Below are 13,707 nucleotides of genomic sequence, written 5' to 3'. Positions count from 1 at the left end.
GTTATTTCTTTACCTTGTCTTGCATAGACGGAGGCCACATTACTGGCTGCGCGTTCTCAACCGGAACAATGCATGGCAGACCATCGATGTAGGTACAAAAACGGTTCATTACCTCAGCCAACCTGCTTGGTCGGGCTGTGGTAGATATCAGCGAACATGTCAGCCATGGCTTCTTCGCTGGGTTCTTCCTGCATTTGCACGCTGACGGCGCGGCTGACCAGTTGATGACGGCGCGGCAGATGCAGATCATCTGGAATCCGTGGGCCATCGGTCAGGTACGCGACCGGCAGTTCATGACTGATCGCCAGGCTCAACACTTCGCCAAGGCTGGCCGTCTCATCCAGTTTAGTCAGGATGCAGCCGGCTAGCCCGCAACGCTTGTAACTGTGGTACGCGGCGGTTAGAACCTGTTTCTGGCTGGTGGTTGCCAGCACCAGATAATTTTTTGAACGGATGCCACGCCCGGCCAGACTTTCCAGCTGCATGCGCAAGGCCGGATCGCTGGCCTGCAAGCCGGCGGTATCGATCAGCACCACGCGCTTGCGCAGCAGCGGGTCGAGCGCCTGCACCAGCGACTGGCCCGGATCGACGTGGGTCACCGGCACATTGAGAATCCGCCCCAGGGTCTTGAGTTGTTCCTGCGCGCCGATGCGGAAGCTGTCCATGCTGACCAGCGCCACATTTTGCGCGCCGTACTTGAGCACGTAACGCGCAGCGAGTTTGGCCAGGGTGGTGGTCTTGCCCATGCCGGCCGGGCCGACCATGGCAATCACCCCGCCCTCTTCCAGCGGCTCGACTTCCGGTACGGCAATCATCCGCGCCAGGTGCGCGAGCAGCATGCGCCAGGCCTGACGCGGCTCTTCGATGTCAGTGATCATTGCCAGCAGATCGCGCGACAACGGCCCGGACAGACCGATGCGTTGCAGACGACGATACAGATTGGCTTGTGCCGGACGGCTGCCTTGCAGCTGATTCCAGGCCAGCGTGCCGAGCTGCACTTCCATCAGTTCGCGCAGACTGTTCAATTCGAAACGCATCGAATCCAGCGCACGCGGATCGATGCCGGCGGACGACTGGGCAGGCGCGGGCGCCGGACGCGCCGGGGCGGCGTAAGTCGGTTCGCTCAACGGTTCGGCAGCGGTCAGCGGCAGGCCGGCCGTCAATGGCAGCCCGGCGAACAACTGGCGATTGGTGTTGCCGTCGGCTTCGCCACGCAGGCTCAGCTCGGCCTGGGCGGTCACGATGCGCGACTGGGTCTTGCGCAGCTCGTCCTCGAGTTCCATGTTCGGAACCCGTGGCGCCAGCGCCGACAATTTGTAATCCAGCGCCGCCGTCAGCTCGACGCCGCCGGCAATGCGGCGGTTGCCAATGATGGCGGCATCAGCGCCCAGCTCATCACGAACCAGCTTCATGGCCTGACGCATATCGGCGGCGAAAAAACGCTTAACTTGCATAAACCACTACCTCAGCCGTTGGGCCCTACTGTCGCAACGATGGTCACTTGCTTGTTGTCCGGAATTTCCTGGTAGGCCAGCACGTGCAGCCCTGGAACTGCGAGGCGACCGAAACGCGAGAGCATCGCGCGGATCGGGCCTGCTACCAACAGGATCACCGGTTGACCTTGCATTTCCTGGCGCTGCGCCGCTTCGATAAGCGAACGCTGCAGCTTCTCGGCCATGCTTGGCTCCAGCAGAACGCCCTCTTCAGAGCCTTGTCCTGCCTTCTGCAGACTATTGAGCAATATTTGTTCCAACCTTGGTTCCAGGGTGATCACAGGCAGCTCGGAGTCAGTGCCTACAATGCTTTGGACGATGGCGCGGGATACGCCGACGCGTACTGCGGCGACCAAGGCGGCGGTATCTTGACTCTTGGCGGCGTTGTTGGCGATAGCCTCGGCAATGCTGCGGATATCGCGCACTGGCACGTGTTCGGCGAGCAACGCCTGCAGCACTTTGAGCAACTGCGACAGCGAAACCACACCCGGCACCAGCTCTTCAGCCAGTTTCGGCGAGCTTTTGGCCAGCAATTGCATGAGTTGCTGCACTTCCTCGTGGCCGATCAGCTCGCTGGAGTGCTTGTACAGAATCTGATTCAAGTGCGTCGCGACTACGGTACTGGCGTCGACCACGGTGTAACCGAGCGATTGCGCCTGCGCACGCTGGCTGACTTCGATCCACACCGCCTCCAGGCCAAAAGCCGGATCTTTGGCGGTAATGCCGTTGAGCGTGCCGTAGACCTGCCCCGGGTTGATCGCCAGCTCGCGATCCGGGTAGATCTCGGCTTCGGCCAGGATCACCCCCATCAGGGTCAGGCGATAGGCGCTCGGCGCCAGATCGAGGTTGTCGCGAATATGCACGGTCGGCATCAGGAAGCCCAGATCCTGCGAGAGCTTCTTGCGCACGCCCTTGATCCGCGCCAGCAACTGACCGCCCTGATTGCGATCCACCAGCGGAATCAGGCGGTAACCGACTTCCAGGCCGATCATGTCGATCGGCGTCACGTCATCCCAGCCCAGCTCCTTGGTTTCCATGGCGCGGGCCGGCGACGGCAACAGTTCCTGCTGACGCTGAACCTCTTGCAGGGCCTGCACCTTGGCGACGTTCTGTTTTTTCCAGAACAGGTACGCACCACCGGCAGCCAGCGCAGCCATGCTCAGGAACGAGAAGTGCGGCATGCCCGGGACCAGACCCATGACCGCCATCAAACCAGCGGCCACCGCCAGCGCTTTTGGCGAGGCGAACATCTGCCGGTTGATCTGTTTGCCCATGTCTTCCGAACCGGAAGCACGGGTCACCATGATCGCTGCCGCTGTCGATAACAACAGTGATGGCAATTGCGCCACCAAACCGTCACCGATGGTCAGCAAGGCGTAAACCTTGCCCGCGTCGGCGAAGGTCATGTTGTGCTGGAAGATACCGACGGCCATGCCGCCGATCAGGTTGATGAACAGAATCAGCAGGCCGGCGATGGCGTCACCACGGACGAACTTGCTGGCACCGTCCATGGAACCGTAGAACTCGGCCTCTTGGGCGACTTCCTGACGGCGCGCCTTGGCCTGATTCTGATCAATCAGGCCGGCGTTGAGGTCGGCGTCGATCGCCATTTGTTTGCCGGGCATCGCATCGAGGGTGAAGCGCGCGCTCACCTCGGAAATCCGCCCGGCACCCTTGGTCACCACCACGAAGTTGATGATCATCAGGATCGCGAACACCACGATACCGACCACGTAGTTACCGCCGATCACCACCTCACCGAAGGCCTGAATCACCTTACCGGCAGCGGCGTGGCCGTCCTGACCGTGGAGCATCACCACCCGCGTCGAGGCCACGTTCAACGCCAGCCGCAGCAGCGTCGCCACCAGCAGAATGGTCGGGAACACCGCGAAATCCAGCGGCCGCAGCGCATACACGCAGACCAGCAGGACGACGATCGACAGGGCGATGTTGAAGGTGAAAAACACGTCCAGCAGGAACGGCGGCACCGGCAACATCATCATCGCCAGCATGACCAGCAGCAACAACGGCACGCCCAGATTGCCTCGACTGAGGTCGGCAACATTCGAGCGAGCAGTGTTGAATAACTGAGAGCGATCCACCGGTTTTCCCCGTTCCTTTAAAGCAAACTTTTGACGCCCAAAGCAGGCGCACGGCGGCTACTGCAAGAAGCCTTCCAACTTTTGCCGGGGATTGAAATTGAGGTTTGCTTCAGGGGAATTGTCTTGCCAGAAGCTGGGCGCCATGGAGCCGACCGCAAAACAGACGCAGGACGGCTATCACCATTAGCGGTGAACAAAAATCAGAAAAAACCGCGCACTCACGGATACCCGGCAGTCAAAATCTGCTCTGGATTTATCGCACCAAGACGCAAATCGCGGCCCACCAGGTAGCGCGTACCCTTACGGATCGGCTTCCCTCCCACGTCGACAAGCGCCTCCTCAGAATCGCCCAAAGTCACGATTTCCTCAGGCTGATGAAAAGGATCTTCGGGGTATGCCTTCAACACAATCAGTGCCCAGACAAAGTAAATGTCCGGCACATCCTGTGGCTCGATCTTCCGTTCGACCTGCGGCTCGACCTCCCATCGAAAGTCCTGCCCACCCGTGACCTGTAACTGATCACCGACCATGTGAAATTGTGGTTTGTGATAACGCGCCAGTAGGCCGGTGCCATTGCTACTCCATGTGTCGGAGTAGTTGTTGGGCGAAGAGAAAACTCTGACCAACTCTTCAACAGTGCGAATGTTGCCAGCGGCACTATTGAATCGGTTGTAGAGACTATGGTGGGCTACCCCGTCCAACCTTGGCTTGATCGCATTGATATACGAACCGAGATAGCCCGGCACATACGCATCGCTCATGTGCACGAAATGCGTGAAGTCCAACACCGCATTAAAAGTGAACGTGCAAGCGATATGATCGGACTCTTTCGCCACCGACCCGGAAACGAAATCAAACCTCATTCCTTCAAGCTTTCTGTAATTCTCTGGCATGACCTTCTCCTTGGCGAATGTTAAAGACAGGTCAGAAGGCGACTTGCCCGTGAAACCTGCCAAGGAACATGGAATAGCTGAATGCCCTGTGTGTCCACTGTCAGAACTAACAGGTAGAGGTCTTTTTCAGATAAACGGAAGGTCGCGGTCTTCTGAATTATCAGGAATCGCGCCGCAATGAACACAGATTGGCGGTATCACACAGATCCTCTGTGGGAGCGGGCTTGCTCGCGAAGAGGCCATCTGCGCCACCACAGAATCATGAGCAGCACTTTTAAACGCTGGCGTTTAAAAGACACCTCCAGACACGCCTTGCGGGCTACATATTCTTGCGCCATTGCCTACAGCTACGCCAGAATCCGCCGGCTTGTGCGCCTTGGGGGCGGGTTCTATTGTGGGTCGGTCGCTGACGAATCAGCGATCGGGTCTCGCAGCCCGCTGATTTCTAGACGCACAACTTCCGTCCTCGTTTTATGGCGGCTGTACGTGGGAGACCTTTGGTCTGCCGGTTCTAGAGTCCCGGTCTGCGACCCGCGTATAGCTGCCACCTCCCTTTCGTATCGCAGCGAAATGTGGCAGCTCCGTCGACTCTAGGAGCCTCACCATGATCAAACCAACACCCAACCCACCCGAAACCGACGCCACCTCCCCTTACGAATCCCTCGATTCGAAAAAGCTCCACGAAGCCGCCGACCGCGCCCTCGACCACTACCTCTGCTCGCCCGGTGCCACGCCCATTCAACGCAAAACCCGCTCGATGTACGCCGTGACCGCAGACTTCAAAAACGAAGAACTGCTGGCCGATGCCTGCGAAACACTCGCTTCAGCCAGAACCATCGCCAATGACTTCGCCCATCTGATACCGGCGTCGCAGCGCAGGACGCTGTTGGGCATTGCGCAACTGATCATGCTTGGGGAACTGGCAGTGAATCGGGTGATGGATAATCTGGAGTTGCCGCAGTAGCAGGGATCTGTGACAAGCCCTGAGTGAGGCGTTGCGGCTGCTGACGTCTTCGCGAGCAAGCCCGCTCCCACAGGGATTGGTGTCGATCACAAACCTGTGCCTGCACGCCGAACCGGTGGGAGCGGGCTTGCTCGCGAAGGCGGCCTCACAGCCGACACATGTCTTCAGGCATAAAAAAACCGCCACCTCATTTAACCGGGCGGCGGTTTGTCGGCTCTTTCCTTCAGCCCACATGACCACTTGTCGGAAACCCGCCAGCACCTGTCAGATCTGACAGGTGCCTAATTCCTCCAACGCGCGCTCAATAACTCCGTCACCCAGCCACCCGACCTGAGTTCGCCAAATGTCCAGCCAAGCAGACCCCGCCCCTCAAGCCCTCAGACCTCCGTACTTTCCGGCGCTGGTCAGCCTCAGCCCTGCCGAACACTATGACGGCGGCATACCCATCAGAGCCGTGGAAGGCGATCTGCAAGGCATCATCCCCGCCTGGCTGACCATGTCCATTGGCGATCTGGCCGAGGTGTTCTGGGGCAATGACAGCGCCGCGGTCTGGAGCAAGACCTTAGAGCACGATGCCGAGCTCAACCAGGACCTGGTTTTCACCATTGCCAAGGGCCAGGTACTTGAGGGGGATGCCACGCCAGTGTTCTACCGGATCACGCGCAAGAACCAGGGCGCCCCGGAGGACTCGAAACCGGTCATGACCCTGCTGGTCAAACTCACGCGTCCCGGCGAGTACGATGACATTCCCGGCGATGACGGCCACTCCGATCTCAAGTTCTCCCTCTCTCATGACGAGGTCGATGAAAACCTGCCGCCCAGCGGGGTGACGATGTACATCGTGCCCTACCGCAACCTCACCCGATACGACCGCATTCTCGCCCGCTGGGGCAGCCAGCAAGTGGTGCATGTCGTTACGCCGGAACAGGCCCAGGACCCGATCAGAAACCCGATCGAGGTTGTCTTCAGCCGCGCCGTTATCGACGCCGCCGGGGACGGTGATCGTGTCGCGGTGGCTTATCAGGTCATTGACCGCTGCGGTAATTACCCGGACGAACGTGCGCCGTGGTCAGCGACGCGTGAATTGCTGGTGGACCTGGGGGGCAATCGGCTGGACGAACCGCAGGTGCTGGTCAACGGCATTCCAACCGACAGCATCGACCTCGACCAGCTCGGGGATGACGATGTGACCGCCCGCGTGTACATCACCAAGGACGATTTTGCGGTGGGCGACAAGGTTCTCCTGACCTGGATCGGCACCCCGGCGCAAGGCTCGCAGATCATCGTCGGGCCGCTGGAGAAAGAGGTGTTGTATGTGCCCTTCCAACTCGATTTCCCCATCCCCAATGCCGCCGTCAAAGCCATCGCCAAAGGCGCAGCCTCGGTCGGCTATGTGCGCCGTCGCAGCGATGAAAGCGACCGCCGCTCAAAAAATGCCAGCGTCACCGTGATTGGCGACATCAGCCAGTTAGTCGCCCCCACCGTCGACGAGGCACCGGGCGGGACGTTGCCACCCGAAACGCGCTGGGCAACCGTGCAGATCCCTTGGTATCCCGGTCGCAACAGCAGCGACCTGATCAACCTGATCTGGTCGGCCCAGGCGCCCGGTAACGACACCGTTTATTACGAAGATCCCCGCCCGGTCGGCAACGTAGCGGACAATCAGCCCGTCCTGCGCAGCGTGAGCAATGTCGAAATCCAGCGTTTCAATGGCCTGAACGTCAAGGTCTATTACGTCGTCACCAACAGCGAAACGGGGCTGTTGAGCGTTCGCGAGTCGCTGCCGTTCATGATGCAGGTCGGCGTGGCACTGCCGACGTTCGACCGGCCGGAAGTCGAGGGCGCAGATGCCAACGACGTGCTCGATCCGGACAACGTGCCACCCACCGGTGCCACGCTGGTGGTGCCGTACCTCGGCACCCGCGACAAGGATCGCGTGAGCTACCGTTGGCGCGGCTCCGCCAGTGGCGGCAGCATCAGTAGTCATGTCGACCTGATCCCCGCCACCGCTGGCCGGCCGGTACGCATCACCGTGGATAAAAAATACGTGACCGCCAACCTGAACGGCACGGTGGTCGCGGATTACAGCATTCAGCGGACGGGCGAGACGCTGGGGCATTCTCATGAGTTGACGTTGCGCATCGGGGCGGCGCTGGGGGAACTGCCGCCACCGTTTCTTGTAGCACCGGCCACCGATCCGATTGATGTCCTGGCCTACCCGGACGGGGTGACGGTGCGCATCGAATTCCTTGAAGCATTGAGCGGCGACCAGGCACGCTTGGTGGAGGTCGATCCCCCAGCAGGCACGCCACCGTTTCCTTTGGTGGAGTTCAACAACAAGCGGGTGGATACGGTATTGAGCCCGGCGTTTCTGGCGGCGCGACATGGCAAGGTGATCGAATTGCGCTGGGATTTGAATCGCGATGGTGGACAAGCGGGTGAATCAGATGCGGCCAGGGTGACTTTGCTGAAGATCACAGATGAAGATCCACGGCTACCCTCGCCGAAAATCCCACAGGCATCGGATGACAACGTGCTGGATTTGAATTCTTTTGAAGGAAACGCTGAGGTTACCGTACGGCCATGGACAGGCATCAGCACTGATAACATCGTACAACTTAAACTTTCGGGAAAAGACGACAACAATGACGACTACACAATCCCGATATTGACCAACCACAAAATAACCCATACGGAAACAACCTCTGGAATAAAAGAAACACTGACGAGAGAAAAACTCGCAACCCTTAAACATGACACCGAATTGAAATTACCCTTTGAAGTATTGCCAGACACCACCAATAATTTGACGCCCATTATGTTTCCGACTTTGATTTTAAAATTATTGAAAAATCCTTTAGTAACTTTAGAGGATTTCGAGACAGGCTCAGTTGGTGATAAACCTGTTGGTACAGTCATGGATTTCCCCAGCATGACGGTAACGGTAGTTGTGGGGCATGTAAAAGTCTTAATTTACGGCGATACTCATGCCCCTCAGATAACATCTATGCATTTATACCTTGCCCCCCGCACAACTATAAGACTCACACTAAAACACCCAGCAAAAAGCATACGATTCGGAATTGCCGACAATTTAAGAATCCCATCATCTTACAAATGCTATGAAGAAAACTTACAACTAGTCAAAGCCGAACCCACACCACCATATGATGGACAAAATCAAATATGGGTTGACATCACCGAAACACCAAATAGAAAAATTAAATACATAGATATAACCGATGGAGGTGGCGACTCAATCCTAGACAACTTCTCAATGAACTATTGAGAAACTTCTCTCTTCCGGCATAAATCGCCGAGCACAGCACATTTCGCCGTGCTCGGTGTGACGGCGAATCCTACAAGGGAAGTGGGATAGCCCTCTGCGCAGTCACTCCGACTTTTTTGCCTTTTAAATCCTAGCGTTTAAAGAACACTTCCAGACACGCCTCCAAGGCTACACATCCTTGCGCCATTGCCTACAGCTACGCCAGAATCCGCCGGCTTGTGCGCTTTGGGGGCGGGTTCTATTGTGGGTCGGTCGCTGACGAATCAGCGATCGGGTTTAGCGATCCGATACCTTACAGACGCTCAATCCCCAGTCTCAATTGCAGGTTTGTCTATCTGCACTTGGCGTCATGGTGGCTGTGCGCGGGAGACCTTCGGGTCTACCCGGGGTTTCTGTGACCCGGATCGCTAACCTGCGTACAGCCGCCACCTTTACTTGTTTAGCGATGAGCCGTGGCGGCCAAATCAACCACGGAGCTTCACCATGATCAAACCAACACCCAACCCACCCGAATCCGACGCCACCTCCCCCTACGAATCCCTCGATTCAAAAAAGCTCCACGAAGCCGCCGACCGCGCCCTCGACCACTACCTCTGCTCGCCCGGCGCCACGCCCATTCAACGCAAAACCCGCTCGATGTACGCCGTGACCGCAGACTTCAAAAACGAAGAACTGCTGGCCGATGCTTGCGAAACACTCGCTTCAGCCAGAACCATCGCCAATGACTTCGCCCACCTCATACCGGCGTCGCAGCGCAGGACGCTGCTGGGCATCGCGCAACTGATCATGCTCGGCGAACTGGCGGTGAATCGGGTGATGGATAATCTGGAGTTGCCGCAGTAGCAGGGAACTGTGACAAGCCCTGGGTGAGGCGTTGTGGCTGCTGACGTCTTCGCGAGCAAGCCCGCTCCCACAGGGATTGGTGTCGATCACAAACCTGTGCCTGCACGCCGAACCCGTGGGAGCGGGCTTGCTCGCGAAGGCGGCCTCACAGTCGACACATGTCTTCAGGCTTAAAAAAACCGCCGCCCCGTTCAATCGGGATGGCGGTTTTTATTGCGTTACTGTCAAGTCAGGAATCGCGCCGCAGATCCGGCGGGATCGGCAGATCGTCTTTCAGCGGATCCGGGCGTTTGCCCTTGCCGGCGCGGTACTGGCGGATCTGGTAGACGTAGGCCAATACCTGAGCGACCGCCAGGTACAGGCCGCCGGGGATTTCCTGCTCGAGTTCGGTGGAGTAGTAGATCGAACGCGCCAGCCCCGGCGATTCGAGGAGCATGACGTTGTTGGCGACGGCGATTTCGCGGATCTTCAGCGCGAGGAAGTCGCTGCCCTTGGCCAGCAGCACCGGCGCGCCGCCCTTCTCCGAGTCGTACTTGAGCGCGACGGCGTAGTGGGTCGGGTTGGTGATGACCACGTCGGCGTCGGGAATCGCCGCCATCATCCGCCGCTGCGACATCTCGCGCTGGGTCTGACGGATGCGCTGCTTGACCTCCGGCCGACCTTCCTGATCCTTGTGCTCGTCGCGCACTTCCTGCTTGGTCATCAGCAGTTTCTTGTGCGCTTCCCAGAGCTGCACCGGCACGTCGACGGCGGCAATGATGATCAGGCCGCAGGCCAGCCACAGCGTACTCCAGCCGACCAGCGTGACGCTGTGAATGATCGCCATTTCGAGCGGCTCGTGGGCGATCCGCAAGAAATCATCGACGTCCGCCGACAACACCACCAACGCCACCCCCAGGGTGATCAGAAACTTGGCCAGCGCCTTGAGCAGCTCGACCACAGCCTTGAACGAGAACATCCGCTTCAGGCCCGCCGCCGGGTTCATCCGGCTGAATTTGGGCGCCATGGAACCGGCGGCAAACAGCCAGCCACCGAGGGAGATCGGCCCGATCAGCGCCGCCAGCAACAGGGTGATCATGATCGGCTGGATCGCCAACAGCGCCATCTGGCCCGACTGCAACAGGAAACTGCCCATGGCCCCCTGATCCATGATCACCTCGCGCGAGAGAGTGAAGTTCAGGCGCATCAGCTCCATCAGGTCTTCGGCCAGCATGCCGCCGAACACCAGCAGCGCACCGGCACCGGCCATCATCACGGCGAGGGTGTTGAGCTCTTTGGAACGGGCAATCTCACCCTTCTCACGGGAGTCTTTTTTGCGTTTGTCCGTGGGGTCTTCTGTTTTGTCCTGACCGCTTTCGCTCTCTGCCATGGCTCAGCGCGCCCGTGCCAGTTCGCGTAACAACTGCAAGGCCTCGGAGGCCAGCGGTTGATACTGATTGAGGATGTCCGCCAGACCGACCCAGACGATGAACAGGCCCAGCACCAGGGTCAGCGGGAAACCGATGGAGAAAATGTTCAGTTGCGGCGCGGCGCGGGTCATCACGCCGAAGGCGATGTTGACCACCAGCAGCGCGGTGACCGCCGGCAGCACCAGCAGCAACGCCGCCCCGAGAACCCAGCCAAGCTTGCCGGCCAGCTCCCAGTATTGCGCCGTCATCAATCCGCCGCCGACCGGCAGCGTGGTGAAGCTTTCGGTGAGCACTTCGAAGACCACCAAGTGGCCGTTCATCGACAGGAACAGCAAGGTCACCAGCATGGTGAAGAACTGCCCGATCACCGCCACCGAGACACCGTTGGCCGGGTCCACCATCGAGGCGAAGCCCATGCCCATCTGGATCGCGACAATCTGCCCGGCCACGGCAAATGCCTGGAAAAACAGTTGCAGGGAAAACCCCAGCACCGCACCCACCAGAATCTGCTCGGCAATCAGCAACCAGCCGCTGAGAGCAAGCGGACTGACGTCCGGCATCGGCGGCAGCCCCGGGGCAATGCATACGGTGATGGCCATGGCGAAATACAGGCGTATCCGCCGCGACACCAGCGTGGTGCCGAACACCGGCATGACCATCAGCATCGAGGCGACGCGAAACAGTGGCAACATGAACGACGCCACCCAGGTACTGATCTGGGTGTCGGTCAACTGAAGCAGCGATTGCATGGCTTAGCCGATGACCATCGGAATGTTTTTGTACAACTGAATGATGTATTCCATGAACGTCTGCACGATCCACGGGCCGGCGACGATCAGGGTCACCAGCATCACCAGCAGACGCGGCAGGAAGCTCAGGGTCTGTTCGTTGATCTGCGTCGCCGCCTGAAACATCGCCACCAACAAACCGACCAACAGGCTCGGCACCACCAGAATCGCGACCATCAATGTGGTCAGCCAAAGGGCTTCACGAAAGATATCGACCGCAACTTCCGGCGTCATGGCGAGACACCTCCGAAACTGCTGGCCAGGGTGCCGATAATCAGCGCCCAGCCATCCACCAGCACGAACAGCATGATCTTGAACGGCAGCGAAATGATCAGCGGCGAGAGCATCATCATACCCATCGCCATCAGCACACTGGCCACGACCAGGTCGATGATCAGGAACGGAATGAAGATCATGAAGCCGATCTGGAACGCGGTTTTAAGCTCAGAGGTGACGAACGCCGGCACCAGAATCGTCAGTGGCGCCTGATCCGGCGTGGCGATGTCGGTGCGTTTGGACAAGCGCATGAACAGCTCCAGATCACTGGTGCGGGTCTGGGCGAGCATGAAGTCCTTGATCGGTACCTGAGCCTTTTCCACCGCCTGCTGCGCGGTGAGCTTTTCCGCCAGATACGGCTGCAGCGCATCGTTGTTCACCCGATCGAACACCGGGGCCATGATGAACATGGTGAGGAACAGGGCCATGCCGGTGAGGATCTGGTTCGACGGCGTCTGTTGCAGGCCGAGGGCCTGACGCAGGATCGAGAAGACGATGATGATCCGGGTGAAACTGGTCATCAGGATCACGGCCGCCGGAATGAAGCTGAGGGCGGTCATGATCAGCAGGATCTGCAGGCTGACCGAATACTCCTGCGCGCCGTCGGCGTTGGTGCCCAGCGTGATCGCCGGAATCGACAACGGATCGGCGGCGAACGCCAGCGGCGCGGCCAGCATCAAGGCCAGCGTCAAGACGATGCGTAGCGCACCCATTACTTCTTATCCTTCTGATCCTTGCCGAGAATCTTCAGCAGATGCTGGGCAAATTCCGGGGTCGCTTTTTCGCTGCTGCTCGGCACTTGCACCGGCTCCTTGAGCACATGCAGCGCAGTGATGGTGCCAGGGCTCAAGCCGAGCAGAATCTGCTCGTTGCCGACCTGCACCAGCATCAACCGGTCACGCGGACCGAGTGCGCGGGAGCCGATCAGCTCGATCACCTGGCCCTTGCCTGCTGGCCCCGATTGCTGCACCCGGCGCAGCAGCCAGGCGAGGAAGAAGATCAAGCCCAGCACCAGCAACAGACCGAACACCAGTTGCGTCAGTTGCCCGGCCACGCCGCTGCTGACCATCGGCGCGGTGGCAGCAGGCACGGTGGTCGCCGTCGACGGCTCGGCGGCCAGCACGCTCAATGGCAGTGCCAGCAAAGCCCAGAGAAACCGTTTCACTCAGCGCAGCTTCTTGATGCGTTCGCTTGGGCTGATCACGTCGGTCAGGCGGATGCCGAACTTCTCGTTGACCACCACCACTTCACCGTGCGCGATCAGCGTGCCGTTGACCAGCACGTCCAGCGGCTCGCCGGCCAGACGATCGAGCTCGATCACCGAACCCTGGTTCAGTTGCAGCAGGTTGCGGATGTTGATGTCGGTGCTGCCCACTTCCATCGAGATCGACACCGGGATGTCGAGGATCACGTCCAGGTTCGGACCGTCCAGCGTCACCGGATCGTTGTTCTTCGGCACGCTGCCGAACTCTTCCATCGGCAGGCGGTTGGAGCTTGCGGCGCCAGCGTCGGCGGCCAGCAGCGCGTCGATGTCAGCCTGGCTGCCATCACCGGTCTCTTCCAGGGCCGCAGCCCATTCGTCGGCCAGTGCCTGATCGTCCTGGGCGTTCATTTCGTCGTTCATCATGTGTCCTCGGCGGGCAACAATTC

Annotated in this window: 12 protein-coding genes; 3 read left to right on the top strand and 9 right to left on the bottom strand. The window is 59.2% G+C overall.

What is annotated here, in order from left to right:
- Positions 1–113: 113 nt before the first annotated feature.
- From flhF to V3W27_RS19715, 3 genes are all read right to left on the bottom strand, one after another.
- Positions 114–1,454: a flagellar biosynthesis protein FlhF gene (gene flhF, locus V3W27_RS19725; protein ID WP_003222914.1), complete on the bottom strand. Its 1,341-nt coding sequence runs from the start codon at positions 1,452–1,454 to the stop codon at positions 114–116.
- Between the two features lie 11 nt (positions 1,455–1,465).
- A complete protein-coding gene (gene flhA / locus V3W27_RS19720) occupies positions 1,466–3,595 on the bottom strand; it encodes a flagellar biosynthesis protein FlhA (protein WP_027613918.1) in 2,130 nt (709 codons plus the stop codon).
- A 218-nt stretch (positions 3,596–3,813) separates the two neighbouring features.
- Positions 3,814–4,488 (bottom strand): hypothetical protein, encoded by a 675-nt coding sequence (locus tag V3W27_RS19715; protein ID WP_330207329.1) that lies wholly within the window; start codon positions 4,486–4,488, stop codon positions 3,814–3,816.
- Positions 4,489–5,092: 604 nt separating this feature from the next.
- Between V3W27_RS19715 and V3W27_RS19710 the strand changes: the two genes are divergently transcribed.
- The 3 genes from V3W27_RS19710 (at position 5,093) to V3W27_RS19700 (ending at position 9,584) form a co-directional block, all read left to right on the top strand.
- Positions 5,093–5,452: a DUF6124 family protein gene (locus tag V3W27_RS19710; protein ID WP_027613916.1), complete on the top strand. Its 360-nt coding sequence runs from the start codon at positions 5,093–5,095 to the stop codon at positions 5,450–5,452.
- A gap of 343 nt (positions 5,453–5,795) precedes the next feature.
- Positions 5,796–8,741: a hypothetical protein gene (locus V3W27_RS19705; RefSeq protein WP_330207328.1), complete on the top strand. Its 2,946-nt coding sequence runs from the start codon at positions 5,796–5,798 to the stop codon at positions 8,739–8,741.
- Positions 8,742–9,224: 483 nt separating this feature from the next.
- Positions 9,225–9,584, top strand: a complete 360-nt coding sequence (locus tag V3W27_RS19700) for a DUF6124 family protein (RefSeq protein WP_330207327.1) — start codon at positions 9,225–9,227, stop codon at positions 9,582–9,584.
- Between the two features lie 229 nt (positions 9,585–9,813).
- Here the strand turns inward: V3W27_RS19700 and flhB are convergent, their stop codons facing one another.
- Genes flhB through fliN form a run of 6 tightly spaced genes read right to left on the bottom strand, consistent with a single transcriptional unit; the run spans position 9,814 to position 13,681 of the window.
- Positions 9,814–10,953, bottom strand: a complete 1,140-nt coding sequence (gene flhB / locus V3W27_RS19695; RefSeq protein ID WP_330207326.1) for a flagellar biosynthesis protein FlhB — start codon at positions 10,951–10,953, stop codon at positions 9,814–9,816.
- 3 nt (positions 10,954–10,956) lie between these two features.
- Complete coding sequence (gene fliR / locus V3W27_RS19690) at positions 10,957–11,742, bottom strand: flagellar biosynthetic protein FliR (protein ID WP_330207325.1); 786 nt, start codon at positions 11,740–11,742, stop codon at positions 10,957–10,959.
- Between the two features lie 3 nt (positions 11,743–11,745).
- Positions 11,746–12,015, bottom strand: a complete 270-nt coding sequence (fliQ, locus tag V3W27_RS19685) for a flagellar biosynthesis protein FliQ (RefSeq protein WP_007920026.1) — start codon at positions 12,013–12,015, stop codon at positions 11,746–11,748.
- The gene (gene fliP, locus V3W27_RS19680; RefSeq protein WP_003222895.1) at positions 12,012–12,770 is read right to left on the bottom strand and encodes a flagellar type III secretion system pore protein FliP; all 759 of its coding nucleotides are present in this window, start codon (positions 12,768–12,770) and stop codon (positions 12,012–12,014) included. Before fliP ends, fliQ begins: the two co-directional genes overlap by 4 nt.
- Positions 12,770–13,222: a flagellar biosynthetic protein FliO gene (fliO, locus tag V3W27_RS19675; RefSeq protein WP_103368107.1), complete on the bottom strand. Its 453-nt coding sequence runs from the start codon at positions 13,220–13,222 to the stop codon at positions 12,770–12,772. Before fliO ends, fliP begins: the two co-directional genes overlap by 1 nt.
- Positions 13,223–13,681: a flagellar motor switch protein FliN gene (gene fliN / locus V3W27_RS19670; protein ID WP_003222891.1), complete on the bottom strand. Its 459-nt coding sequence runs from the start codon at positions 13,679–13,681 to the stop codon at positions 13,223–13,225.
- Positions 13,682–13,707: the final 26 nt, after the last annotated feature.

It is taken from the genome of Pseudomonas sp. AM14(2022), from assembly GCF_036346455.1.
Taxonomy (GTDB): Bacteria; Pseudomonadota; Gammaproteobacteria; order Pseudomonadales; family Pseudomonadaceae; genus Aquipseudomonas; species Aquipseudomonas putida_A.
Note: the sequence above shows the minus strand (reverse complement) of the source record. Positions and strands in the feature narration are given on the sequence as shown.

Bases quoted from the DNA above. Each gene is read 5' to 3' on its own strand.
- V3W27_RS19705 (WP_330207328.1), top strand. From the start codon at position 5,796: ATGTCCAGCCAAGCAGACCCCGCCCCTCAAGCCCTCAGACCTCCGTAC.
- fliQ (WP_007920026.1), bottom strand. From the start codon at position 12,015: ATGACGCCGGAAGTTGCGGTCGATATCTTTCGTGAAGCCCTTTGGCTG.
- V3W27_RS19715 (WP_330207329.1), bottom strand. From the start codon at position 4,488: ATGCCAGAGAATTACAGAAAGCTTGAAGGAATGAGGTTTGATTTCGTT.
- fliR (WP_330207325.1), bottom strand. From the start codon at position 11,742: ATGCAATCGCTGCTTCAGTTGACCGACACCCAGATCAGTACCTGGGTG.
- V3W27_RS19700 (WP_330207327.1), top strand. From the start codon at position 9,225: ATGATCAAACCAACACCCAACCCACCCGAATCCGACGCCACCTCCCCC.
- V3W27_RS19710 (WP_027613916.1), top strand. From the start codon at position 5,093: ATGATCAAACCAACACCCAACCCACCCGAAACCGACGCCACCTCCCCT.
- flhB (WP_330207326.1), bottom strand. From the start codon at position 10,953: ATGGCAGAGAGCGAAAGCGGTCAGGACAAAACAGAAGACCCCACGGAC.
- flhF (WP_003222914.1), bottom strand. From the start codon at position 1,454: ATGCAAGTTAAGCGTTTTTTCGCCGCCGATATGCGTCAGGCCATGAAG.
- fliP (WP_003222895.1), bottom strand. From the start codon at position 12,770: ATGGGTGCGCTACGCATCGTCTTGACGCTGGCCTTGATGCTGGCCGCG.
- fliN (WP_003222891.1), bottom strand. From the start codon at position 13,681: ATGAACGACGAAATGAACGCCCAGGACGATCAGGCACTGGCCGACGAA.